The organism is Erwinia sp. INIA01 (genome assembly GCF_025947915.1).
Classification (GTDB): Bacteria; Pseudomonadota; Gammaproteobacteria; order Enterobacterales; family Enterobacteriaceae; genus Erwinia; species Erwinia coffeiphila.
In genome coordinates this window covers 110095-133567 of the sequence record NZ_JAPDNC010000012.1, presented here as the reverse complement: position 1 = coordinate 133567, position 23473 = coordinate 110095, and the positions used below count along the sequence as shown (strand labels likewise).

At 57.1% G+C, this 23473-nt stretch carries 18 protein-coding genes; 11 read left to right on the top strand and 7 right to left on the bottom strand.

The window, feature by feature from the left end; all coding sequences use genetic code 11:
• Window positions 1–14: 14 nt before the first annotated feature.
• The 4 genes from OMR58_RS20390 to OMR58_RS20375 form a co-directional block, all read right to left on the bottom strand.
• Window positions 15–464, bottom strand: coding sequence for an RcnB family protein (locus tag OMR58_RS20390; protein ID WP_264546786.1), 450 nt, complete (start codon window positions 462–464; stop codon window positions 15–17).
• Between the two features lie 163 nt (window positions 465–627).
• Window positions 628–1404, bottom strand: a complete 777-nt coding sequence (locus tag OMR58_RS20385) for an SDR family NAD(P)-dependent oxidoreductase (protein WP_264546785.1) — start codon at window positions 1402–1404, stop codon at window positions 628–630.
• 63 nt (window positions 1405–1467) lie between these two features.
• The gene (locus OMR58_RS20380; protein ID WP_264546784.1) at window positions 1468–2607 is read right to left on the bottom strand and encodes an iron-containing alcohol dehydrogenase; all 1140 of its coding nucleotides are present in this window, start codon (window positions 2605–2607) and stop codon (window positions 1468–1470) included.
• Between the two features lie 22 nt (window positions 2608–2629).
• Window positions 2630–3025: a hypothetical protein gene (locus OMR58_RS20375; RefSeq protein ID WP_234480048.1), complete on the bottom strand. Its 396-nt coding sequence runs from the start codon at window positions 3023–3025 to the stop codon at window positions 2630–2632.
• 523 nt (window positions 3026–3548) lie between these two features.
• Here OMR58_RS20375 and pqqU point away from each other — a divergent pair.
• Both pqqU and OMR58_RS20365 read left to right on the top strand, forming a co-directional pair.
• Window positions 3549–5657 carry a TonB-dependent receptor PqqU gene (gene pqqU, locus OMR58_RS20370; protein WP_347710576.1) on the top strand — a complete coding sequence of 703 codons (2109 nt, stop codon included), beginning with the start codon at window positions 3549–3551 and terminating at the stop codon, window positions 5655–5657.
• Between the two features lie 168 nt (window positions 5658–5825).
• A complete protein-coding gene (locus OMR58_RS20365) occupies window positions 5826–8210 on the top strand; it encodes a glucose/quinate/shikimate family membrane-bound PQQ-dependent dehydrogenase (protein ID WP_200559872.1) in 2385 nt (794 codons plus the stop codon).
• Window positions 8211–9322: 1112 nt separating this feature from the next.
• On the opposite strand, the gene OMR58_RS20360 is transcribed toward OMR58_RS20365, so the two are convergent.
• The 3 genes from OMR58_RS20360 to OMR58_RS20350 all read right to left on the bottom strand — a co-directional run bounded on the left by OMR58_RS20360 (window position 9323) and on the right by OMR58_RS20350 (window position 11571).
• On the bottom strand, window positions 9323–9793 hold the full coding sequence (locus OMR58_RS20360; protein WP_264546783.1) for a pyridoxamine 5-phosphate oxidase: 471 nt from the start codon (window positions 9791–9793) through the stop codon (window positions 9323–9325).
• Window positions 9794–9944: 151 nt separating this feature from the next.
• Entirely contained in the window at window positions 9945–10931 is a 987-nt protein-coding gene (locus tag OMR58_RS20355) for a LacI family DNA-binding transcriptional regulator (RefSeq protein WP_205065631.1), read from the bottom strand.
• Window positions 10932–11040: 109 nt separating this feature from the next.
• A complete protein-coding gene (locus OMR58_RS20350) occupies window positions 11041–11571 on the bottom strand; it encodes a D-lyxose/D-mannose family sugar isomerase (protein ID WP_200559869.1) in 531 nt (176 codons plus the stop codon).
• A 222-nt stretch (window positions 11572–11793) separates the two neighbouring features.
• Here OMR58_RS20350 and OMR58_RS20345 point away from each other — a divergent pair, with 222 nt between their 5' ends.
• From OMR58_RS20345 to arnD, 9 genes are all read left to right on the top strand, one after another.
• Complete coding sequence (locus OMR58_RS20345) at window positions 11794–12828, top strand: NAD(P)-dependent alcohol dehydrogenase (RefSeq protein ID WP_105590991.1); 1035 nt, start codon at window positions 11794–11796, stop codon at window positions 12826–12828.
• Between the two features lie 3 nt (window positions 12829–12831).
• Window positions 12832–14346: a xylulokinase gene (gene xylB, locus OMR58_RS20340; protein WP_264546782.1), complete on the top strand. Its 1515-nt coding sequence runs from the start codon at window positions 12832–12834 to the stop codon at window positions 14344–14346.
• The gene (locus OMR58_RS20335; RefSeq protein ID WP_200547331.1) at window positions 14343–15848 is read left to right on the top strand and encodes a sugar ABC transporter ATP-binding protein; all 1506 of its coding nucleotides are present in this window, start codon (window positions 14343–14345) and stop codon (window positions 15846–15848) included. Before xylB ends, OMR58_RS20335 begins: the two co-directional genes overlap by 4 nt.
• 83 nt (window positions 15849–15931) lie before the next feature.
• On the top strand, window positions 15932–16969 hold the full coding sequence (locus tag OMR58_RS20330; RefSeq protein WP_264546824.1) for an ABC transporter permease: 1038 nt from the start codon (window positions 15932–15934) through the stop codon (window positions 16967–16969).
• 78 nt (window positions 16970–17047) lie between these two features.
• Window positions 17048–18037 carry a substrate-binding domain-containing protein gene (locus tag OMR58_RS20325; RefSeq protein WP_444861331.1) on the top strand — a complete coding sequence of 330 codons (990 nt, stop codon included), beginning with the start codon at window positions 17048–17050 and terminating at the stop codon, window positions 18035–18037.
• A 444-nt stretch (window positions 18038–18481) separates the two neighbouring features.
• On the top strand, window positions 18482–19621 hold the full coding sequence (arnB, locus tag OMR58_RS20320; protein ID WP_264546780.1) for a UDP-4-amino-4-deoxy-L-arabinose aminotransferase: 1140 nt from the start codon (window positions 18482–18484) through the stop codon (window positions 19619–19621).
• A 1-nt stretch (window position 19622) separates the two neighbouring features.
• Window positions 19623–20597 carry an undecaprenyl-phosphate 4-deoxy-4-formamido-L-arabinose transferase gene (arnC, locus tag OMR58_RS20315; protein ID WP_200559865.1) on the top strand — a complete coding sequence of 325 codons (975 nt, stop codon included), beginning with the start codon at window positions 19623–19625 and terminating at the stop codon, window positions 20595–20597.
• Window positions 20597–22579, top strand: coding sequence for a bifunctional UDP-4-amino-4-deoxy-L-arabinose formyltransferase/UDP-glucuronic acid oxidase ArnA (gene arnA / locus OMR58_RS20310; protein ID WP_264546823.1), 1983 nt, complete (start codon window positions 20597–20599; stop codon window positions 22577–22579). The genes arnC and arnA overlap by 1 nt, the downstream gene beginning before the upstream one ends.
• Window positions 22576–23472 carry a 4-deoxy-4-formamido-L-arabinose-phosphoundecaprenol deformylase gene (arnD, locus tag OMR58_RS20305; protein WP_264546779.1) on the top strand — a complete coding sequence of 299 codons (897 nt, stop codon included), beginning with the start codon at window positions 22576–22578 and terminating at the stop codon, window positions 23470–23472. Before arnA ends, arnD begins: the two co-directional genes overlap by 4 nt.
• Window position 23473 lies beyond the last annotated feature (1 nt).

Below are 23473 nucleotides of genomic sequence, written 5' to 3'. Positions count from 1 at the left end.
GCAGCCTATGGTCGTTACTGGTGGGCAATCACCGAAGCAATCACGCCAGTAGCGATAGCAATCAGCACGTAGTTGCCGTTCACGTTCATCCAGCGATGACCTGACGGTGGTGCTTTCAGACCGTGTTTTTTCCAGTCGTTAACCTGATAGCCTGCACCGCGATACTGCTGCGGCAGAGGGCGTCCCTTACGGAAGTCAGGCTGCTGGCGCTCCGGTTTATTGCCGTGTGCCTGCTGGTGCGACGCCTGCTGCGGGCGCGCGTTGTTTTCGCGCTGAGGTTGGCCGCCGTTGGCGTGCTGATTCTGCTGCGGCTGCCCGCCATTGCCCTGCTGTTGTTTCTGCTGCTGGTGCTTTATTGGTTGCTGCTGTGCGTCGCGGCCGTTGTCCGGGCCCTGGGCAAAGGCACTCAGGCTGCTGCTGGCAATCATCATTACGGATAAAGCCATAATCAGGGTCTTTTTCATCTTGTTATTCCTTTCGGTTGAATCAGTGTTCAGACAAAAGGAATGTGGCCTTCGGGCGGGTCGCTAACAAGGGTAAAAATCTGAAGAGTGTGGGTTTAACGGTTTTTTTAATTCGTCTTTACGCAAAACTGCAACGCCACCACCGGCAGCGTTGCAAGAGGGGTTAAAACGGTGTTTCGACCACGCCGCCATCCACCCGTAATGCGGCACCGGACGTGGCGGAGGAGAGCGGTGAGCAGACGTAAGTCACCATGTTACTCACCTCTTCCACGCTGGCGGCTCGCTGGATAACTGACGTTGGACGATTGGCCTTCACAAACTCTACGCCCAGATCTTCCAGCTTCGCGCCGTTGGCCACTTCCTGCTTAAACATTTCGGCGAAACCATCGGACAGGGTTGGCCCGGGCAGCACCGCATTGACTGTCACACCCGTGCCTGCGGCGGCTTTTGCCAGACCGCGAGACAGCGCAAGCAAAGCGGTTTTGCTAACGCCATAGTGGATCATATCTGCCGGAATATTGATGGCGGATTCAGAGGAGAGGAACACCACGCGGCCCCAGCCGGATTTGATCATCTGCGGCATATAGGCCCGGCTCAGGCGCACCGCCGACATGACGTTGATATCCCAGATGTTCTGCCATAGCGCATCGTCAGTTTCAAAGAAGTCGCCACCGGGGAAAATGCCGACGTTATTGACCAGAATATCGCACTGCGGTTCGGCGTTGAGCAGCGCGCTGCATCCGTCGGCGGTACCCAGATCCAGAGCATGGCCTCGTGCCCCATTGCCCAGTTCTTTGACCAGCTCATCCACCTGCTGCTGATGACGCCCGGTGATCACCACCCGTGCTCCGGCTTTTGCCAGCCCCTGAGCAATACCTTTACCGATACCTTTCGTTGAACCGGTGACGATGGCGGTTTTGCCGCTTAAATCAATCTTCATCACAATCTCCTGTGCGGTTAGGTCAGGAGAATAAGTGTAGACACGATTCAGCGACTCTGTGAATTACCCGATGCGATAAGCCTGTTCCAGCATCCAATGCTGCTGTTCGCGGCTGTAGCTGACCAGGGAATTCTTACTGTTCGAACGCGAAAGAATCCAGTCAACCTCATCCATGGAGAGGGGCTGAAGATCCTGCCAGAAGGCCAGGCCGGCGTTAGCTATTAGCCACTGCTTTAGCTGCTCTGCGGGTTGTTCGCTGGTCTGCTGGAATAGCGCGAAGTTAAGCTCCTGCATCAACACCGCCTGCTGCGGATGCGGGCTTTCGTCCAGCAGAGTCAGGAACGGCAGCAGCAGACGGCCGCAGACCTCGCCGTGGTGATAATCTTTGATGGCACCCAGCTCCCCGGCAATACCGTGGATCACCCCCAGCCCCGCCATGCTCAGGCTCTTGCCGCCAAGCCAGGAGGCCAGCATCATTTGCTCACGTGCTCTATCGCCCTGAGAACCGCTTTCGGTCAGCTGCGGCCAGCCGCGCACGAAGGCCTGCATGCCGCTGATGGCGGTCTGACGGGTAAACGCATTACCCTTTGATGACAGATACGCCTCGAACAGGTGGGTGAAAGCATCCACCGCGCAGCAGACCAGCACGTTATCCGGTGCGCCGCGCAGCAGGTCGGGATCGAGAATGGCCACCTGCGGAACAAATTCAGGATGGCGCAGCGAGGCTTTTACTTTGATCTCTGCTTTATCCGTAATCACCGCATTTTGCGTCACTTCGCTGCCGGTTCCTGCCGTGGTCGGTACGGCGATCAGCGGCAGGGTTGCGCCACTGACCGTCGTGTCGCCGACTTTCTCCAGATAGCGCAGCGTATTTAGCGGATGCTGGCTCAACGCCGCCACCGCTTTCGCCGCATCCAGCACGCTGCCGCCACCAATTGCGACGACACGCTGGATTTTGCCGCGCCAGCGCGTCACCCAGCTGTCGATCTCACCGGGTGATGCTTCGTGCGGCACAATTTCAATCCCGACCAGCAGCGGTTGTACCTGATGCTCCAGGTTTTTCCAGGCATCGCTGCGCAAGAAAGAACTGCCGCAGAACAGCAGGGTAGGTAAAGGTGTTTCAGTCAGCAGGCGCGGTAGCTGTTGCAGGCTGCCGCTGCCGAAGAAAGTCTGACGATTGGCGATCAGTTGGCTGGTATTCATAAACGGACTGGGGCCTTTAGGGTTACAGCTGCCCGGGTGCCGGGCAGTTGAAGGTGATCATCTGATTTTGCGGTGAATTGATAATACTGAATTGCCGATCGGAAATACGCTGCGCCAGCCAGCCGTCGCGGGTGACGGCAGAGGGAATATACAGCTCGCGATTAGTGGATTGCAGCGTGCCGCTGTCCAGCGTTAAATCGGGCAGGGTAACGGAAAAAGAGTTGAAGCGGTCAACGACTAATCCCTGCACATTACCCAGCGGCTGGCCTTCAAGGCTCTGGCGCTGGCCGTTACATTCCACCCCTTTATAGTCAGAAGAGCAGGCGGCAAGCAGCAGAACCAGTACGGCAGGCAGCGGCCGTAAAAACGGGACAGCGAAAAGGCGCGGTGGCATCAGCCTGAGACATGAGTACGGCATTACGCATCCTGTCGGTTGGGGGGTCCTTAGTATAGCGCGGCAGTTGTACCGGGCGAAAGCCATTGCGCACGACGGTAAATTTACACTTTCCGCTGAATAACCCTTCACTGTGTAACAATATGCGGAATCGATTCTGTGATTTTGTTAACAATAGTTCGCAAACGAATTAATGAGTGCTACAATCCTTGCGATTTTTGTGACGGATATCACATTGGTGGCGATGTAATCCCCTCTTACTGTCACATATCCCTCCGGACGGAGGGCAGGAAAGCAGCACGGCACTGTATGCGGGCAAATTGCGCAAGGAGTTATATACTTTTTGGCGAGTCTGCCCTGTGGTGGCTGTGCATCAGCGCGTCAGGGAAGGCAGGTGCTTATTCCGGGAATACCGGGCTGATCTCATTGGCCGCATTCGATTTGCGGCGTGGGGATTCTGGTATGGGATTGAGCGTTTTTTGGTGCTTGTTAACTCCGAATCTTTCCAGTGAATAAAAATAAAACCTCTGTATTGCTGCTGACGCCGATGTTGATCATCGCTCCTACAGCCGTCAGCTTTGCGCAAACCTCTGCAACCGCCGCTCAGGGACAGGATTCCACCCTGATGGTCATCAAACACCGTAATGGTCTGTCCGAACTGGACACCCCTGCCGCCGTCAGCGTGGTGGAAGGCGACGATCTGCGCCACAGCACGGCGCAGGTGAACCTGTCTGAAAGCCTGGGCAGCGTGCCGGGCCTGCAAATTCAGAACCGCCAGAACTACGCGCAGGATCTGCAACTGTCGGTGCGTGGCTTCGGCAGCCGCTCCATGTACGGCGTACGCGGCGTACGCATCTACGTTGATGGCATTCCTGCTACCATGCCGGACGGCCAGGGCCAGACCTCGAATATCGATATCAATTCCATTGGCAAAGTGGAAGTGCTGCGCGGCCCGTATTCGGCGCTCTACGGCAACGCCTCCGGCGGCGTGGTGAACATTGACACCACCTCCGGCAGCCAGCCCACCACTCTGGAAGCAGGCACTTACTTCGGCAGCTACGGCACCTGGCGCAACAGCGTTAAGGCCAGCGGTGCAACCGGAGACGGTACTCAGGCCGGTGACGTCAACTACACCATTTCCGGTTCCCGTTTTACCACCCATGGCTTCCGCGACCATAGCGGTACGCAGAAAAGCCTCGGTAACGGCAAACTCGGCGTGCGGCTGGACGATGTCAGCACCCTGACGCTGATGTTTAACAGCGTATCGGTTGATGCTAACGATCCCGGCGGACTGAGCGAGGCCGAATACAAAGCCAATCCGAAGCAGTCGCCTCGCGGCGATCAGTACAACACGCGTAAGAGCCTTGACCAGACTCAGATTGGCCTGCGCTACCAGCGCCAGATGAGCGATAACGACGAGCTGACGTTGACCACGTGGCACGGCGAACGCCACACCACGCAGTATCAGTCCATTCCTTACGCGACGCAGCAGAATGCGGCTTATCCGGGCGGCGTGATCGTGCTGGAACGTAAATACCAGGGGATTGATACCCGCTGGAAGCATGACGACCAGCTGGGATCGATGCCGGTTTCGCTGATTGCCGGCCTGGATTATGAAACCATGACCGAGCGCCGTCAGGGCTTCCAGAACTACAACCTGGTGAACAACGTGCCGCAGTTCGGTGAGAAAGGGGATCAGCGCCGCAACGAGAAAAACACCATGTGGAATCTCGACCCCTATCTGCAAACCAGCTGGCAGCTCTCTTCCGCCTGGACGCTGGATGCCGGTCTGCGTTACAGCACGGTCAGTTTTGATTCTACCGACTACTATATTACTCAGGGCAACGGTGACGACAGCGGCAGCGCGCGCTATCACAAGCTGCTGCCGATGGGTTCGATCAACTATGCGGTGACCGATGCGTGGAATCTTTATGCTTCCGCCGGTCGTGGTTTTGAAACGCCGACCATCAATGAGCTTTCCTATCGCTCAACGTCCGGTAGCGAAACCGGCCTGAACCTTGGGCTGAAACCGGCCACCAGCGATACCTTTGAAATCGGCAGCAAAACCCGCATCGGTTACGGCCTGCTGACCGCCGCCATCTTCCAGACCAACACTGACAACGAGCTGGTGGTGGATAAGAGCCAGTACGGTCGTGCGGTGTATAAAAACGCCGGGGAAACTCGTCGCCGTGGCCTGGAGCTGGGCTTCGATCAGCAGTTCGCCCAGGACTGGCGTTTGAAAATGGCGTGGACGCTGCTGGATGCCACCTACCGCAACGAAACCTGTTCTGCCAGCGGCAGCTGCACCCCGGCGGGTAATCGCTTACCGGGTATCGCCCGCAATATGGGCTACGCCTCGCTGGAATATGCACCGGAAAGCGGCTGGCACGCCGGCGCGGATATTCGCTATTTAAGCAGTATTCAGGCCGATGACGCCAACGATGCTCAGGCACCGTCCTATGCGGTAACCAGCCTGAACACCGGCTATCGCTTTAACTGGAGCCGCTGGTCGCTGGATCTGTTCGGCCGCGTGGATAACCTGTTCGATCGCCAGTACGTCGGGTCGGTGATTGTTAACGAAGGCAACGGTCGTTACTTCGAACCGGCCCCCGGACGCAACTGGGGCGGTGGCGCGACGCTGGCTTATCAGTTCTGATAATTTAACGCCGGAAGTTTAACGGCAACGGATCCAAAACGGCCCGCTAATGCCACCGGCAGCGGCGGGTCAGAACACACCGGATGGATGGCTAAACAATAACCGGGTGTTTTTAAAGATTAGGCTTACGCTTAATCGACGACTTTAAATATTGGTAAGGTTCAAATTATGCAAAGTAAAGCATCAAGGATCCTGATCCTGTTGACGACGATATTTGCCGTACTCAGCGGCCTGTATCTGTTAATTGGCGGTATCTGGTTAGCTAAACTGGGCGGTTCGCTCTACTACATTATTGCCGGTGTGATTCAGCTGATCACCGCCTTTTTGCTGTTCCGCCGCCGTGGCGCAGCGTTACTGTTGTACGCACTGTTCCTGCTCGGCACCACCATTTGGTCGCTGTGGGAAGTGGGATCGGATTTCTGGGCGCTGACTCCGCGTCTGGATGTGACCTTCTTCTTCGGCCTGTGGTTGGTTCTGCCGTTTATCTGGCGTGGCCTGAGCAGCGAAGGCGCCTTCCCGCGCACGGCGCTGGCTGGCGTGCTGGTGTTTGTGGTTATCGTGCTGGCCTACTCGGTATTTAACGATCCGCAGGAAGTGAACGGAACCCTGAGCGCTGACCAGGTTGAACAACCTGCGCCTTCCGCTGACGGCGTTGCTGCCGGTGACTGGCCTGCCTATGGCCGCACCCAGGGCGGTACCCGTTACTCTCCGCTGAAGCAGATCACCGATAAGAACGTCGGCGAGCTGCAGCAGGCGTGGGACTTCCAGACCGGCGATTTGAAAACCGCAACCGATCCGGGTGAAATCACTAACGAAGCAACGCCGATCAAAATCGGTGATGCCCTTTACCTGTGTACTGCGCACCAGAAGCTGTTTGCGCTGGATGCCGCGACCGGTAAAGAGAAGTGGCGTTTCGATCCGAAAATGAAGACTGACCCGACGTTCCAGCACGTGACCTGTCGCGGTGTGTCTTACTACCAGACCCCGGAAGCCGCCGCGCTGCCAGCGGGTGCCAAGCCTGCGCTGTGCGCACGCCGCATCCTGCTGCCGGTGAACGACGGTAACCTGTACGCGCTGGATGCCGAAACCGGTGAACTGTGTGCGGAATTTGGTGACAACGGCAAGCTGAACCTGCAGAGCAATATGCCGTTCAACAAAGTGGGCGGCTATGAGCCAACCTCACCACCGATTGTGACACCAACCACCATCGTGATGGCCGGTGCAGTGACCGATAACTACTCCACCAAAGAACCGTCCGGCGTTGTCCGTGGTTTTGACGTGAAGACCGGTAAGCTGCTGTGGGCCTTCGATACCGGTGCTAAAGATCCAAACCTGCTGCCGGAAGCGGATCAGCACTACACGCCGAACTCGCCAAACTCCTGGGCACCGGCGGCGTATGATGCCTCGCTGGACCTGGTGTATCTGCCGATTGGCGTGTCTACCCCGGATATCTGGGGCGGTAACCGTACCCCGGAAATGGAACGTTTTGCTACCGGTCTGCTGGCGCTGAATGCGACTACCGGCAAGCTGGCCTGGTTCTACCAGACCGTGCATCACGATCTGTGGGATATGGACGTTCCGGCTCAGCCAACGCTGGCGGACATTGATGATAAGAACGGCAACAAAGTTCCGGTTATCTATGTGCCGACTAAAACCGGTGACCTGTTCGTACTGGATCGCCGTAACGGTAAGCCGGTAGTTCCTGCTCCTGAGATGAAAGTGCCGGGTGGCCCGGCGAAGGGCGATCGCCTTTCTCCAACCCAGCCTTACTCTGAGCTGAGCTTCCGTCCGAAAGAGCATCTGGCCGGTAAAGATATGTGGGGTGCCACTATCTACGATCAGCTGATCTGCCGCGTGATGTTCCATCAGCTGCGTTATGAAGGCCCGTTCACCCCGCCATCCGAGCAGGGTACGCTGGTGTTCCCGGGTAACCTGGGGATGTTCGAGTGGGGCGGTATTTCCGTTGACACCGACCGTCAGGTTGCCGTGGCAAACCCAATGGCGCTGCCGTTCGTTTCCCGTCTGGTACCGCGCGGTCCGGGTAATCCGATGGAGCCGGACGAGAACGATAAAGGCGGCACCGGCAGCGAGTCCGGTATTCAGCCACAGTACGGTGTACCGTACGGCGTGACGCTGAATCCGTTCCTGTCTCCGCTGGGCTTCCCGTGCAAGCAGCCTTCATGGGGCTACATTTCAGCGATTGACCTGAAGACTAACGATATCGTGTGGAAAAAACGTATCGGTACGGTGCGCGATAGTTCACCGATTCCGCTGCCGTTTAAAATGGGTATGCCAATGCTGGGCGGCCCGGTTTCTACTGCCGGTAACGTGTTCTTCATTGCGGCGACTGCCGATAACTATCTGCGTGCGTTTAACGTGTCTAACGGCGAGCAGCTGTGGCAGGCGCGTCTGCCAGCGGGCGGCCAGGCTACACCGATGACGTATGAAGTGAACGGTAAGCAGTACGTGGTGATTGTGGCCGGTGGTCACGGTTCGTTTGGTACGAAGATGGGCGATCATGTGATTGCTTATGCTTTGCCGGACAGTAAGTAAGCGTGTTATTCGGGGCGGGCCTGAGGGTTCGCTTCTGAGATAGCGTTGAGGGCGGCCGTTTTTACGGTCGCCTTTTTTTATCTGTAGTTTGGAGGGTGGGGCGGTGACTGCTGTGACTACGCTGGCTGGTTGTGCCCCCGGCCTGGCGGTCCTCGCGCCGCGTTGCGGTTCCTTCACTTCGTTCGTCAGCCTGCCGGACCGGCACAGACGCGCGTCCTGCGCGGCTGTGCCTTTCGCCCACGTCCATGTGTGCGAATCCTGGCTTTCCTCTCTGCGTTCAGCGCTGCGGATTGCCCGCTCGGGGCACAACCAGCCTGCTTGCTGACTTCCGAGTTGCCTTAGGGATGAATCCAAGTTTTTCTCTACGTTCGGCGTTGCGGTTGAGCGCCAAGGGAAACTGGCAGTCAGCCTGTTATCGTTGTGACTGCGCTGGCGGGTTGCTGCCACGAAGGGCTGGTCCTCGCGCCGCTGTGCGGTGCCTTCATTTCGTTCGCAAGCCGGTCGGATCGGCTCAGACGTCACATCCATGTGCCGACCGAGCCTTTCGCCTGCGTCCTTGCAGGCGAATCCTGGCTTCCTCTCTGCATTCAGCGCTGCGGATTGCCCGTCGTGGCAGCAACCCGTCCGTGCCGTAACTCAGGTATTGCTTTCAGATTAGAAAACATCTGTTTTGTGAATTGATGTGTTCATACGGAAATCGGCGATGCGACAGGCGGTGCGGTTATTCTGTTGTCCTCTTTTCTTTCAGCGCTGCAGCTTCTCGGCACAATGTCTTTGCGAGAACTCTGTTTTATTCTTTTGCAGGATTTTCGCTGAGCCAGCATGCTAAACATCGCAGCCTGAACCGTTTACCTGGCAGCGATAACAATGAAATGAAGGTGCACAGCCTCTGCCGGGGATGCCGGGCAATCCGTAGCGCTGAGGTGGAAGCAGATGGCCAGGAGACGCCAACATGGACGTTGGCGTCAGGCGAAGTCGGGTCATGGATGACACGTCTTCGCCGGTCCGACCGGCCAGATGCTGTAACCGAAGGCATCACGCAGCGCGTGACGCGAGGACGACCGGAAGCCCCGGCAGAGGCTGGGAACCCGGCACGGATTTATCAGCGACAATCAATCACCCGGCAGCGCCTTCAACTGCACAATCTGCTGCCGCCAGCGCGCTACCGCAGCCGCCTCATCCTTCAGACTGAATGTCACCCCGCCGGTTACCGTCGCATAGGGCGCACGGTGAATCACCACCTGCTGTACGGCGGCATCAAACACCGCCAGCTGAAGATCGGTAATCGTTTCCTCACGCTTATGCGCCAGCGCCTGAATCTCAATCACCGCGCCGTCATCGACCAGCGCCAGGGTCATTTTTCCGTCGCGGGCCAGATTGGCGGTGGTGGTAGAACCGGGCCAGATGGCGAAACGTAGCTGCTGCGGAGAAACAGCGATGATCTCTCCCACGCTCAGCTGCGCCGCATACGGCCAGCCGTTGCTGCCAACGCTGGAAAGACGAATCGCCTGATGCAGATGGCTGTCCGGCAGTGAGCCATCCAGCAGGGTCAGCAGCGTTTCAGGTAAAAAGGTGTCACTCATCAAAAACTCCATGTGAAAATTCAGCATCAGCATCAGCATCAGCATCAGCATCAGCATCAGCACCAGGACTCGTATTCTTTACACCCAGCGGCCAAAGCCAGCGATGAACCATGACTCTCACGTTGCAGACGACAAGAACCCGATATCGTCCTTACCCGGCCAGCATCTTGCCGCGAACAATCACCTTGCCGGGCTTGATATCGCTCTCGGTCGCGCGGCGAATTGCCAGATTAATCACCTGCCAGGCCATCTCGTGCAGATCGTGGGAAATGCAGGGGAAATTAAAGCCGTAGATCGCCGCATGGGAAACTTCATCAATGCTGAACAGCGACACATCTTTCATCGGCTGAAGCCGGTGGTCGATGCAGGATTTAATAATCCCCAGTGAGATCTGGTTGTTACAGCCAACGAAGAAGTCTGGCGGTGGGTTGTTTTGCAGATAATCACTGGTGATGCTGGCGGCGATATCCATATAAAAATCAGCGTACAGCACTTCGAAACTGGCGACTTTACCCGCCAGCGCGGCGCTCAGCCCGGTCACGCGTTCGCGCGCCACGTTGGAATCTTCCGGGCCGGAAACCACCACCACCCGCTGCGCTTTTCGATCCAGTAAATAACGCCCCGCCTGCAGGCCGCAGTCCAGATTATCGATATACACCCCGCTGCACGAACTGATATCCAGTTCGCGATCCACCAGGATCACCGGGATATTTAACGCTTCCAGCTGCGCCATATAGGCAGGTTGATAGTTGCGATCCGAAGAGATCACCGACAGCACAATCGCATCAACGTTATAGCCAATCAGCTTGTCAATGATGCGATTTTCATGCTCTTGCGACTCACGGGAATCGAAAATCAGCGTATCGTAGCCCGCTTTTTCCGCTTCCAGCGTCATCATCCGGGTCAGCCCGCCAAAGAACGGATTGCCCATATCCGGGTTAACGATGCCAATGGTTTTACTGTCCCGCGCACGCAGGTTACGCGCGGCGGTGTTGACCACGTACCCCATCTCTGAAGCGGTTTCCAGTACCCGCTTCAACGTTTCAGGATGCACCTTGTCCGGATGAGAGAACGCACGCGACACGGTAATTTTACTGACGTTTGATTGTGCGGCAACGCTCGACAGCGTGGCCTTCATTTTCCGGCCTGGCGGCAATTTGTGCTCCTGATTCTTCGAATATCATTTTGTACCATTACCGTATCATGACAGATCGCCAGACCTGAAGCGAGTCAATCCTTGCAGGCGTTTATCCCAGGCGGTTTACCCGGGGATCGGTAAAGACATCCAGATCGTCGCGGCTTTCCGAAGAGAATTCAGATACCACCGCGCCGCGCTCACCCGCCTGGAACCAGTGACGGGTATTAGGTGCAATAGTGTACTGCTCACCCGGTCGCAGCAAAATGTAATTTCCTGCTGTATACCACTGTTCCGCACCTTCCGGCGGCTGGCCGATGCCTGCCGAAGAAGGCAGGCTGTCGTCGTCAACAAACAGCCAGACCTCGCCCCAGCGGCAGCGGAAGGTTTCCTGTTTGCCCGGCGTGCCGTCAAACGGCGGATGCAGATGTTCAGGGCAGGTCTGGCGTGGGAACAGCACCAGCTCCTTGGCGCAGTAGCGCGGCGTATTAATGTAGGTCAGCAATTGCAGGCCGGATATCGGGTAGTCCGGCAGTCCGAAGGTGGCAATTTCAATCTGCTGCTGCTCGGCCTCGGTAAGCTGAATGCTGGCCTGTTGCAGATAATCGCGGGTCTGTTCAATGGCCTGTTGACGCGTATTCATGATCTTCCTCCGGAGATAAAAACTGGTATCGGTAACATCGTAAAAACGATCCCTGGATCGTTTTTATTGCCTCTCATGCGCCATTATCCGCCTCGAAACGATGTTTCAGTAATGAAAAAGCCAAAAATTTAACCGGAGTCACACATTTTTAACCCCGAATCCGATATTGTCGCTGTCATATTAATGTTATCGATACCATTTAGATATCACCGGGAGCCGAATATGAAAGCGTTAGTTCTTGCAGAAGCAGGCAAAATTGCCATTGAAGATCGTCAGTTTGATGAGCAGCTGGGCGACACCGATGTTGAGATCAAGATCCATTCTGTCGGGATCTGCGGCAGTGATGTGCACTACTACCAGCACGGACGTATCGGGCCATTCGTGGTGGAAGCGCCGATGGTGCTGGGCCATGAAGCCTCCGGTGTGGTGCTGGCGGTCGGCAAAGGCGTGAAGCATTTACAGCCTGGCGATCGCGTGTGCATGGAACCGGGCATTCCGGATATGCAGTCGGCGCAGTCGCGGGCCGGGATCTATAACCTCGACCCGGCGGTACGCTTCTGGGCTACGCCACCGATCCACGGCTGCCTGCGTGAAACGGTGATCCACCCTGCGGCATTTACCTTTAAGCTGCCGGACAACGTCAGCTTTGCCGAGGGTGCGATGGTCGAACCGCTGGCAATCGGTATGCATGCCGCCACTAAAGCGGCGATCAAGCCGGGCGATATCGCCCTGGTGATCGGTGCCGGTCCTATTGGCGTGGTGACCGCGCTGGCGGCGCTGGCGGGCGGCTGTTCCGACGTGATTATCTGCGACCTGTTTGATGAAAAACTCCAGGTGGCGGCGAACTACGAAGGCCTGCACGCGGTAAATATCAAAAGCGGTCAGCTGGCTGCCACCGTGGCGCGCCTGACCAGCGGCAACGGTGTTGACGTGGTGTTTGAGTGCAGCGGCGCGAAGCCTGCGATTGCCGGGATCAGCGAACATATTGCACCGGGCGGCACCGCAGTGCTGGTTGGCATGCCTATTGACGCTGCGCCGATGGATATCGTGGCAGCCCAGGCTAAAGAAGTGACCTTCAAGACGATTTTCCGCTACGCCAATATGTATCCACGCACCCTGCGCCTGCTCAGTTCCGGCAAGCTGCGCGTTCAGCCGTTGATTTCACAAACCTATAAGTTTGTCGACAGCGTGGCGGCGTTTGAACGGGCGGCGGCGGGTAACCCTGACGACATCAAAATCATGCTGGAAATGGAGTAAGTCATGGCGCTGTATGCGGGCATTGACTGCGGTACCCAGGGTACCAAAGTGGTGATTGTTGATGACCAGAGCGGGACTCTCCTCGGTAGCGGTAGCGCGTCACATCAGCTGATCAGTGATTCATCCGGGCGGCGCGAGCAGCAGGCTGAATGGTGGACTGACGCACTGATCGCTGCCTTTAAGCAGGCAACGGTGGCAGCGGGCGTGGACCCGCAGCAGATTGCTGCGCTGTCAGTTTCTGGCCAGCAGCACGGCTTCGTGGCGCTGGATGATGCCGGAGAGGTGCTGCACGCGGTCAAACTGTGGTGCGACACCAGTACCGCCGATGAAAACGCCTGGCTGCTGGAACAGCTGGGTGGAGAACAGGGTTCGCTGGAGCAGCTAGGCCTGACGGTTGCCACCGGCTATACCGCCTCAAAGATCGTCTGGTTCAAACAGCAGCATCCTGAACTGTGGCAGCGGCTGACAACGGTGCTGCTGCCGCACGATTATCTGAACTTCTGGCTGACCGATGTGCGCTGCGCCGAGTACGGCGATGCTTCCGGCAGCGGACTGTTTGATATCCGCCAGCGCTGCTGGGATCGCCGCACGGTGGAACTGATCGACGACAGCGGCCGCCTGTGGAACGCGCTGCCGCCGCTGATTTCAGCCGAACGGCCGGTGGGCACAGTGTGTGAACGGGCGATGGCTGCACTGGGCCTGCGCCCGGGTACGCTGGTGGCCAGTGGCGGCGGTGACAATATGATGGCGGCTATCGGTACGGGCAATATCCAGCCCGGGATACTGACCATGAGCCTTGGCACATCCGGTACGCTGTTCGCCTGTTCTGACAGCCCCGTGGTGGCAGATTCCGCGATGATCGCCGGATTCTGCTCCAGTACCAATGGCTGGCTGCCGCTGATTTGTACCATGAATGTGACCTCGGCGACGACCACCGTACAGCATCTGCTGAATCAGGACCTGGCGTCGTTTAATCAGGCGCTGGAACAGGCGGAGCCGGGCGCGGGCGGGATGCTGCTGCTGCCGTTCTTCAACGGCGAGCGGGTTCCGGAACTGCCGGCGGCGAAGGCCAGTCTGCACAATCTGGACAGCGATAATCTGACCCCGGCGAACCTCTGCCTGGCGGTGGTGGAAGGGGCGACCTACGGCCTGCGCTTCGGGCTGGATCTGTTCCGCCAGCAGGGTGTAGCGGTCGGCGAGATCCGTCTGACCGGCGGCGGGGCTAACAGCCCGCGCTGGCGGCAGATTGTCGCCGACGTGATGGACTGCCCGGTGGTGTGCCTGCATGAAAAAGAGAGTGCGGCGCTGGGCGCAGCGATCCAGGCCATCTGGTGCCATCGGCTGCACGGTGGCAGCGAGTGCTCCCCGGCCGCGCTGCTTGCCGAACTGAGCCAGCAGTTTGTGCGGCTGGACGAAAGCAGCCGCGCGCAGCCGGACGCCGACCGCACGCGCCGCTATGCCGATCTCTATCAGCGCTACCTGCATTTACTGCACAAAGAGTACGAGGTGAGTTTATGAGTCAGTCAGCCGGAGGAGAGCAGTCCGCTTATCTGCTGGAGGTCAGCGGCGTGAAGAAGAGCTTCGGGCCGGTGGTGGCGCTGAAGAATGCCGAATTCTGCCTGCGGCGGGGATCGATCCACGCCCTGTGCGGCGGCAACGGCGCGGGGAAATCGACGTTTCTCAGCATTCTGATGGGGTTTGTTCAGCCCGACAGCGGCGATATCTTTATTAACGGCAAGCGCTGTGAGTTCTCTCATCCGAAAGAGGCGCTGGCGGCCGGCATTGCTATCGTCCAGCAGGAGCTCAGTACCATCGCGGATCTGACGGTGGCCGAAAATATCTGGCTGGGGCGCGAGCCGCGCCGCTTTGGCTTTGTGGATTTCCGCCGGATGAATCAGCAGACCGCCGATCTGCTGGCGGATCTGCACTTTACCCTGTCGCCGACCGAGAAGATGCGCAATCTCAGCGTGGCGGAGCAGCAGCTGGTGGAGATCGCCAAGGCGCTGTCGCACGCCAACGCCGACATCATCATTATGGATGAACCAACCTCGGCGATTGGCGAGGAGGACGTGCAGAAGATTTTCCAGGTAATCACCCGGCTGGCACAGAAGGGTAAGGGGATTATCTATGTCTCGCACCGCCTGGCGGAGATCTTCCAGATTGCGGACAGCTACACCATCTTCCGCGACGGCAGCTATATCCACGAAGGTCTGCTGAGCGATATCACCCGCGAACAGCTGATTGAACATATTATCGGCGGCGAGTTTGAAAACGAGTTCGCCAAGTTCAATCGCCCCGGTGATGAAGTGATGATGCAGGTGAATAACCTGAGCTGGGGAAGGAAGGTGCGGGATATCAGCCTGACGCTGAAGCGCGGAGAAATTCTCGGTATTTATGGCCTGGTGGGTTCAGGGCGCAGTGAGTTTCTCGATCTGATATTTGGCATTCGCCACGCCGACAGCGGAACGGTGCAGCTGGGCGGGAAAACCCTGGCGCGGCATTCGCCGAAGGAGTCGATTGCCAGCGGCATTGCCTATGTGACGGAAGATCGCAAAGAGACCGGGTTAGTGCTGTGCCGGTCGGTGAATGAAAACATCAATATTGCCTCGTTCCAGGATATCAGCCGGGGAGGATTTATCAGCGATCGCCGCGAGCAGCAGCGTACCCGCGAGATGATCCAGCGTTTTAACGTCAAAACTCCGGACGGCGATCAGCTGGTGGGCAACCTGAGCGGTGGTAATCAGCAGAAAGTGGTGCTGGGGCGCTGGGCGCTGGTCGATCCGCAGGTGATGCTGCTGGATGAACCGACGCGCGGCATTGATGTCGGCGCGAAAAAAGAGATTTACCGCTTTATGTCAGAATTCGCCCTGAAGGATCGCGGAATTATTATGGTTTCCTCCGAGCTGTCGGAAATTATTGGCATGAGCGATCGCATCCTTGTCTTTAAAGATGGTGCGCTGGCCGGGGAATTATCGGCTGACAATGTTACCCAGGCAGAATTAATGAAGCTGGCGGTGTAAATCCGCTTTAACTATCTGGCGGGAATCAATGGTCGTTAATTATCCGGCTTCTGAATTCTGACCGGCTTAAAAGAGAAAAAATGATGAACTCGACTCATTCACTGACACCTGGGGTGTCTTTATTCGCCCGAAATAAGCGTCACCTGCATAAATATGGAATTATTATCGCATTCTTCGTTCTGTGCCTGGTGGTAACGGCAATTGGTGAAGTTCAGGTTGCCAAAGGCGCCTGGAGCAGTAATTACTTCCTCAGTAATGAAAATATGCTGATTGTTCTGCGCCAGATTTCAATTAACGGCATTCTGGCCATCGGCATGACCTTTGTAATTATTACTGCCGGGGTGGACCTGTCGGTAGGGTCGGTGCTGGCGCTGAGCGGTATCGTGGCCGCGCGCTTTGCCACCACCAATACCGGGCTGGCGATTGGCGATACCGCTCATGCGGTGCTGATGCCGCTGATTATCGCGCTGGGCATCGGCATTGTCTGCGGTCTGCTAAACGGCACGATTCTGGCTCGCTACCGCCTGCAGCCGTTTATCGTCACCATGGGCATGCTCTCTGCGGCGCGCGGGCTGGCGCTGCTGACCACCGACGGTAACCCGGTCTCGCAGCTCAACTCAGACTTCCGCTGGTTAGGCAATGGCTACGTGTTGGGCATTCCGGTGCCGGTGATCCTGTTTGTGGTGCTGTTCGCTCTGGCCTGGGTATTGCTGAATAAAACCCTGTTTGGCCGCTACGTTTACGCGGTGGGCGGTAACCAGAAAAGCGCCCGCACTTCAGGCATCAGCGTGGTGAAAATTAAGGTGCTGGTGTACACCCTGTGTGGCGCACTGGCCGGGATTGCCGGGCTGATCCTCACCGCTCGCACCGGTTCTGCACAGACCAACGCCGGGGCAGCCTACGAGCTGGATGCCATCGCCGCCGTGGTGATTGGCGGTACCAGCATGGCCGGAGGTGTGGGAACGCTGGTCGGTACGCTGTTCGGTATTTTAATTATCGGTGTAATGAATAACGGCCTGGATCTGCTCGGCGTGCAGTCTTATTACCAGCAGATTATTAAAGGCGCATTAATTGTGGTTGCCGTACTGCTCGATCCGTCGCGTAAACAACAGCGCGATTAATACTGTGTTCGAGGAATAAATAAATAGCCTGTTTAACAGGTGAGTATCCTACAAAAACCAGGAGTTAAAATGCACAAGATGACAAAAATAGCCCTGCTGACCTCCGGCCTGTTAATTGGCAGCATGGCCGCTCACGCCGCACCGGTTAAAATTGCCGTGCTGATGTACGGAATGAAAGCGGAATTTGTCCAACTGATGGAAAAAGCCGGTAAAGAACATCCGGCGGTAAAAAGCGGCGACGTACAGTTAACCGTTTACGACGGACGATACGATCCGATGGTACAGAATAATCAGGCGGAAACGGCCATTCAGACCCACGCCGACGCGATTATTATTAACCCAATGGACTACGAAGCAAATATCGACGTGGTGACCATGGCCAACGAAGCGAAAATTCCTGTCGTGGTGACTAACGCGCGCCTGAATACCGACAAGATGACCTCCGAAGTGGTGTCCGATGATGTGCTCGGTGGCTATCTGGAAGCCAAAGCGGTACTGAAGAAAATGAACTGCAAAGGCAATGTGGTGATTATTGAAGGACCGAAGGGCGGCAGCGGTGAGATCCAGCGCGGCCAGGGCAACGATAAAGCCATCGCCGAATGCGGTGCCGGTAACGTGAAGGTGCTGGAGCGTAAAACGGCCAACTGGTCACGCGCCGAAGCGCTGCCGCTGATGGAAAACTGGTTACAAAAACACCGTGGACAGATTAACGGCGTGATCGCTCAGAACGATGAAATGGCGCTGGGCGCGATTGAAGCGATCAAGGGTGCCAATCTGAATGTGAAAGACTTTGCGATCGCCGGTGTGGACGGCGTTTCCGATGCGATCCGTGCGGTGCAGGCGGGTGAGATGGTCTCCATTCTGCAGGATGCACACGCGCAGATGCAGGGTTCGATCGACGTGGCGCTGCGTGCGGTGAAGGGCGACAGCTATCAGCCGCAGTCGACCATCTGGAAACAGTACGAAGGTAAAATGGCCTGGGACGACGGCAAATCAAAACGCTACTCCGTGCCGTGGACCGAAGTGACGCCGGAAAACGCTACCCAGCTGCTGGACGCGCGTAAGTAATCTCCCGCCGGGCCACCTTGAGTTAGCGGGTGGCCCTGTTTTTGCGTGTGTCTCTGCCGCAATATTCACAAATGTTTTGTGACAAAAACATGAAGTTTATTTTATAGTTCAGCTTTATCCTGGTAGATTGTTTTTTGTTCTGCCATCTTTAGATAAACGGCACGACAACCAACCTGATTTAATCTCTCGCCGACAGATGTTCTTAATCTTCCCCTAAGAAAATTCATTTATGCTCTGTGTATAGTCGCGAGGCTAAGATAACTCGCCTATTGTTAGTGAGTTACTGTCTCGGTCTGTTTTCGTGGCTAACGGCGATGTTTTTACCGTTGGCGTTTTCACGGGGCTATCCCAACTATCATCCACTTTTCCCGAGGTGCGGTTTTGCACGCCCCACGGTTAATTTCTGCCAGCTTATTGGTGATAACTGTTTAGTGAGATTAATCAATGTTGGATTTTTTACCTTTTTCCCGCCCGGCGATGGGCAGTGAAGAACTTGACGCGCTGGCAGAGGTTTTGCGCTCCGGTTGGATCACCACCGGACCTAAAAATCAGCAGCTTGAGCAGGAATTTTGCCAGTTAACCGGTAACAGTCATGCCATTGCCGTCAGTTCAGCGACCGCCGGGATGCACGTCACGCTGATGGCGCTGGGTATTCAGGCGGGCGACGAAGTCATTACGCCGTCGATGACCTGGGTTTCCACGCTGAATATGATTGCGCTGCTGGGTGCCACACCGGTGATGATCGACGTCGACCGCGATACGCTGATGGTGACCCCTGAATTGATTGAAGCGGCGATCACCCCGCGAACCAAAGCCATTATTCCCGTGCACTATGCCGGTGTGCCGGCGGATATCGACGCGATTCACGCACTGGGTAAACGCTACGGCATTGCCGTGATTGATGATGCTGCTCATGCTGCCGGCACCTTCTATCAGGGCCGCCACGTGGGGGCGGCGGGAACGGCGATTTTCTCTTTCCACGCCATTAAAAATATGAGCTGCGCCGAAGGTGGCCTGGTGGTCACCGACGATGCGGCTCTGGCTGACCGCGTGCGCAGTCTGAAATTTCACGGGCTGGGGGTTGATGCCTACGATCGCCAGACTCACGGCCGTGCGCCGCAGGCGGAAGTGATCGCGCCTGGGTACAAATACAACCTGGCCGATCTGAACGCCGCTATTGCCCTGGTGCAGCTGAAAAAACTGGCGCAGCATAATGCCCGCCGCGAGCAGATTGCTCGCCGCTATCTGCTTGAACTTGCCGATACGCCGTTCCTGCCGCTGAAGCAGCCCGACTGGCCGCACCAGCATGCCTGGCATCTGTTTATTCTGCGCATCGATCCGCAAACCTGCGGCCTCAGCCGCGATGAGCTGATGCAGCGCCTGAAGGAACAGGGCATCGGCAGCGGGCTGCATTTCCGTGCGGCCCACACGCAAAAATATTACCGCGAACGCTTCCCTGACTTAACGCTCCCCAATACGGAGTGGAATTCCGCGCGCATTTGTTCCATCCCGCTGTTCCCGACGATGACCGATGAAGATACCGATCGCGTTATTGCCGCACTGCGACAGATTGCAGGTAAATAAGATGACAGACCAGGATATTAAAAAGGTCTCGGTGGTAATCCCGGTTTACAACGAACAGGAAAGCCTGAACGAGTTAATCCGCCGGACGCAGGCCGCCTGCGACACGCTGACGGTGGATTACGAAATTCTGCTGGTGGATGACGGCAGCAGCGACAGCTCGGCGGAGATGCTGACCGCCGCCGCCGAACTGCCGGGGAGTAAGGTGGTGGCGGTGTTGCTGAACCGTAACTACGGCCAGCACTCGGCGATTATGGCCGGATTCAGCCACGTGTCGGGCGATCTGATTATTACCCTGGACGCGGATTTACAGAACCCGCCGGAGGAAATTCCCCGGCTGGTCGCTGTGGCCATGGAAGGCTATGACGTGGTCGGCACCGTACGCCAGAACCGCCAGGACAGCTGGTTCCGCAAATTTGCCTCGCAGATGATTAACCGCCTGATCCAGCGGACCACCGGCAAGGCAATGGGTGATTATGGCTGCATGCTGCGTGCCTATCGACGCCATATTATCGATGCGATGCTGCACTGCCACGAACGCAGCACTTTTATCCCGATTCTTGCCAACACCTTTGCCCGCCGGGCGACGGAAATTCCGGTAATGCACGCCGAGCGGGAATTTGGTGATTCCAAGTACAGCTTTATGCGGCTGATTAACCTGATGTACGACCTGATTACCTGCCTGACCACCACGCCACTGCGTCTGCTGAGCGTGTTCGGCAGCATCATCGCGCTGTCGGGATTTGCCATTGCGGTACTGCTGGTAGTGATGCGGCTGTTCCTCGGCCCGGAGTGGTCGGCGGAAGGGGTGTTTATGCTGTTTGCCGTGCTGTTTATTTTTGTCGGCGCGCAGTTTGTAGGTATGGGCCTGCTTGGTGAGTATATCGGACGCATTTACAACGATGTCCGCGCTCGCCCTCGCTATTTTATTCAGCGCGTTGTCAGTAACAACGCCGACTCCACACAGGATAAGCAATGATGAAAGCCGTGGTTTTTGCCTACCATGATATTGGCTGCGCGGGTATTCGCGCGCTGCATACCGCAGGGTTCGAGATCGAAGCCATTTTCACCCATGCGGATAATGCCGCTGAAAATCAGTTTTACGCCTCGGTGGCCCGCACGGCGGCAGAGCTGGGCGTGCCGGTCTATGCCCCGGAGGATGTGAACCACCCGCTGTGGGTTGAGCGCATTAAAGCGATGGCGCCGCAGGTGATTTTCTCCTTCCACTATCGCCAGATGCTAAGTGACGCGATCCTCAACAGCGCCAGTGAAGGAGCATTTAATCTGCACGCTTCTTTACTGCCTCGCTATCGCGGCCGCGCGCCGCTGAACTGGGTGCTGGTCAACGGCGAAGATGAAACCGGCGTGACCCTGCACCGCATGGTGAAGCGGGCTGATGCCGGGGCGATTGTCGCCCAGCAGCGGGTGGCTATCGATCCGCAGGACAATGCGCTTACTCTGCACCGCAAGCAGTGCCTCAGCAGTGCCGAGCTGCTGGCTGCCAGCTTGCCCGGTATTTTACGCGGTGATTTTACCGAGCGGGAACAGGATGAGAGCCAGGCGAGCTACGTTGGGCATCGTACGCCGGAAGACGGGCGTATCGACTGGACTCTGCCCGCCCATCGTATTCACAATCTGGTGCGTGCGGTGACCGATCCGTGGCCGGGTGCATTCAGCTTCGTTGGCTCCGGCAAATTTATCGTCTGGCAGTCGGCGGTCAGGCATGATTTCCCGGCGGCAAAGCCGGGCACCGTGCTGTCGGTGAACCCGCTGGTGGTAGCTACCGGCGAGGGCGCACTGGAGATCGTTACCGGCCAGGGCGACAGCGGTGTTTATATGCAGGGCCGGCAGCTGGCGCAAACGCTGGGGCTGGTCAGCGGGGCGATCCTGCACAATCAGCCGGTTTCGGCGATTAAGCGCCTGACCCGCGTGCTGATCCTCGGCGTAAACGGTTTTATCGGCAATCATCTGACCGAGCGCCTGCTGCAGGATGATAATTTTGAAATTTACGGCCTGGATATTGGTTCAGACGCCATCAGCCGCTTTGTGGGTCACCCGCGCTTCCACTTTGTCGAGGGGGATATCAGCATCCACTCGGAGTGGATTGAGTACCATATTAAGAAATGTGATGTGGTGCTGCCGCTGGTCGCCATTGCCACACCGATTGAATATACCCGTAATCCGCTGCGCGTCTTCGAGCTGGATTTTGAAGAGAACCTGAAGATTATTCGTGACTGCGTGAAGTACCAGAAGCGCATTATCTTCCCGTCTACCTCCGAAGTGTACGGTATGTGTACCGATGACACCTTCGACGAAGGCCATTCGAATCTGGTTGTCGGGCCGATTAACAAACAGCGCTGGATTTACTCCGTCTCTAAGCAGCTGCTCGATCGGGTTATCTGGGCTTACGGCGAGAAAGAAGGGCTGCGCTTCACCCTGTTCCGGCCGTTTAACTGGATGGGGCCGCGGCTGGATAACCTCAACGCCGCCCGTATCGGCAGTTCGCGGGCGATTACTCAGCTGATCCTCAATCTGGTGGAAGGTTCACCGATTAAGCTGATCGACGGTGGGCGGCAGAAGCGCTGCTTTACCGATATTCGTGACGGGATTGAAGCGCTGTTTTTGATTATTGAAAACAAGCAGCAGAACTGTGACGGGCAGATTATTAATATCGGTAACCCGGAAAATGAAGCCAGCATCAAGCAGCTGGCGGAGCAGCTGTTGGAGAGCTTTGATCGCCATCCGCTGCGCGATCGCTTCCCGCCGTTCGCCGGATTCCGCGAGGTGGAAAGCAGCAGCTATTACGGTAAGGGCTATCAGGACGTTGAGCACCGCAAGCCGTCGATTCGCAATGCGAAACGGCTGCTCGGCTGGCAGCCAGAAGTGCAGATGAACCGCACCATCGACGCTACGCTGGATTTCTTCCTCAATTCGGTGGATGGCGGAGAGTCAGCTGAATGATTAATGTTGGTCTGCGTATTGATGTGGATACCTGGCGCGGTACTCGTGACGGGGTGCCGCGCCTGCTGGAAATTTTGCAGCAGCAGCAGACTCAGGCGAGCTTTTTCTTCAGCGTTGGCCCGGACAATATGGGCCGCCACCTGTGGCGGCTGCTGAAGCCGCGTTTCCTGTGGAAGATGCTGCGATCCAACGCGGCATCGCTTTACGGCTGGGATATTTTGCTGGCGGGAACCGCGTGGCCGGGGCGTAATATTGGCCGGGGCCATGCGGATCTGATCCGCACAGCGGCGGAGCAGCATGAAATCGGGCTGCATGCCTGGGACCATTTCGCCTGGCAAACCTGGGCAGGCGTCTGGCCGAAGGAGAAGCTGCATGCGGAGATTGAACGCGGCGCCAGTGAGCTGGCGGAAATCCTCGGCAGGCCGGTTAACTGTTCTGCCGTGGCGGGCTGGCGTGCTGACGGGCGGGTCGTGGCGGCTAAACAGCATTTCGGCTTTGCCTGGAACAGCGACTGCCGGGGGACGCATCCGTTCCGGCCACGTCTGCCTGACGGTAAGCCCGGCACGGTGCAGATTCCGGTAACGTTACCTACCTGGGATGAAGTGGCAGGGACTTCGGTGAGCCGCCAGGCGTTCAATGATTTTATTCTCGACCGCATCATTGAGCAGAAGGATGGCGTGCCGGTGTATACCATTCATGCTGAAGTCGAAGGCATCGCGCTGAGCGGGATGTTTGACGATCTTCTGGTTCAGGCGCGGGAGCGGGGTATTCGCTTCTGCCCGCTGGGTGAGCTGCTGCCCGATGATGTTACACAGCTGCCGATGGGCAGCATTGTCCGGGGTAGCTTCCCCGGCCGCGAAGGCTGGTTGGGATGCCAGCAATTTATTGAGTGAG

Excerpts from the sequence above, each read along its gene's own strand:
- OMR58_RS20390 (WP_264546786.1), bottom strand. The coding sequence starts at position 464 with ATGAAAAAGACCCTGATTATGGCTTTATCCGTAATGATGATTGCCAGC.
- OMR58_RS20385 (WP_264546785.1), bottom strand. The coding sequence starts at position 1,404 with ATGAAGATTGATTTAAGCGGCAAAACCGCCATCGTCACCGGTTCAACG.
- OMR58_RS20380 (WP_264546784.1), bottom strand. The coding sequence starts at position 2,607 with ATGAATACCAGCCAACTGATCGCCAATCGTCAGACTTTCTTCGGCAGC.
- OMR58_RS20375 (WP_234480048.1), bottom strand. The coding sequence starts at position 3,025 with ATGCCGTACTCATGTCTCAGGCTGATGCCACCGCGCCTTTTCGCTGTC.
- pqqU (WP_347710576.1), top strand. The coding sequence starts at position 3,549 with ATGTTGATCATCGCTCCTACAGCCGTCAGCTTTGCGCAAACCTCTGCA.
- OMR58_RS20365 (WP_200559872.1), top strand. The coding sequence starts at position 5,826 with ATGCAAAGTAAAGCATCAAGGATCCTGATCCTGTTGACGACGATATTT.
- OMR58_RS20360 (WP_264546783.1), bottom strand. The coding sequence starts at position 9,793 with ATGAGTGACACCTTTTTACCTGAAACGCTGCTGACCCTGCTGGATGGC.
- OMR58_RS20355 (WP_205065631.1), bottom strand. The coding sequence starts at position 10,931 with ATGAAGGCCACGCTGTCGAGCGTTGCCGCACAATCAAACGTCAGTAAA.
- OMR58_RS20350 (WP_200559869.1), bottom strand. The coding sequence starts at position 11,571 with ATGAATACGCGTCAACAGGCCATTGAACAGACCCGCGATTATCTGCAA.
- OMR58_RS20345 (WP_105590991.1), top strand. The coding sequence starts at position 11,794 with ATGAAAGCGTTAGTTCTTGCAGAAGCAGGCAAAATTGCCATTGAAGAT.
- xylB (WP_264546782.1), top strand. The coding sequence starts at position 12,832 with ATGGCGCTGTATGCGGGCATTGACTGCGGTACCCAGGGTACCAAAGTG.
- OMR58_RS20335 (WP_200547331.1), top strand. The coding sequence starts at position 14,343 with ATGAGTCAGTCAGCCGGAGGAGAGCAGTCCGCTTATCTGCTGGAGGTC.
- OMR58_RS20330 (WP_264546824.1), top strand. The coding sequence starts at position 15,932 with ATGAACTCGACTCATTCACTGACACCTGGGGTGTCTTTATTCGCCCGA.
- OMR58_RS20325 (WP_444861331.1), top strand. The coding sequence starts at position 17,048 with ATGACAAAAATAGCCCTGCTGACCTCCGGCCTGTTAATTGGCAGCATG.
- arnB (WP_264546780.1), top strand. The coding sequence starts at position 18,482 with ATGTTGGATTTTTTACCTTTTTCCCGCCCGGCGATGGGCAGTGAAGAA.
- arnC (WP_200559865.1), top strand. The coding sequence starts at position 19,623 with ATGACAGACCAGGATATTAAAAAGGTCTCGGTGGTAATCCCGGTTTAC.
- arnA (WP_264546823.1), top strand. The coding sequence starts at position 20,597 with ATGAAAGCCGTGGTTTTTGCCTACCATGATATTGGCTGCGCGGGTATT.
- arnD (WP_264546779.1), top strand. The coding sequence starts at position 22,576 with ATGATTAATGTTGGTCTGCGTATTGATGTGGATACCTGGCGCGGTACT.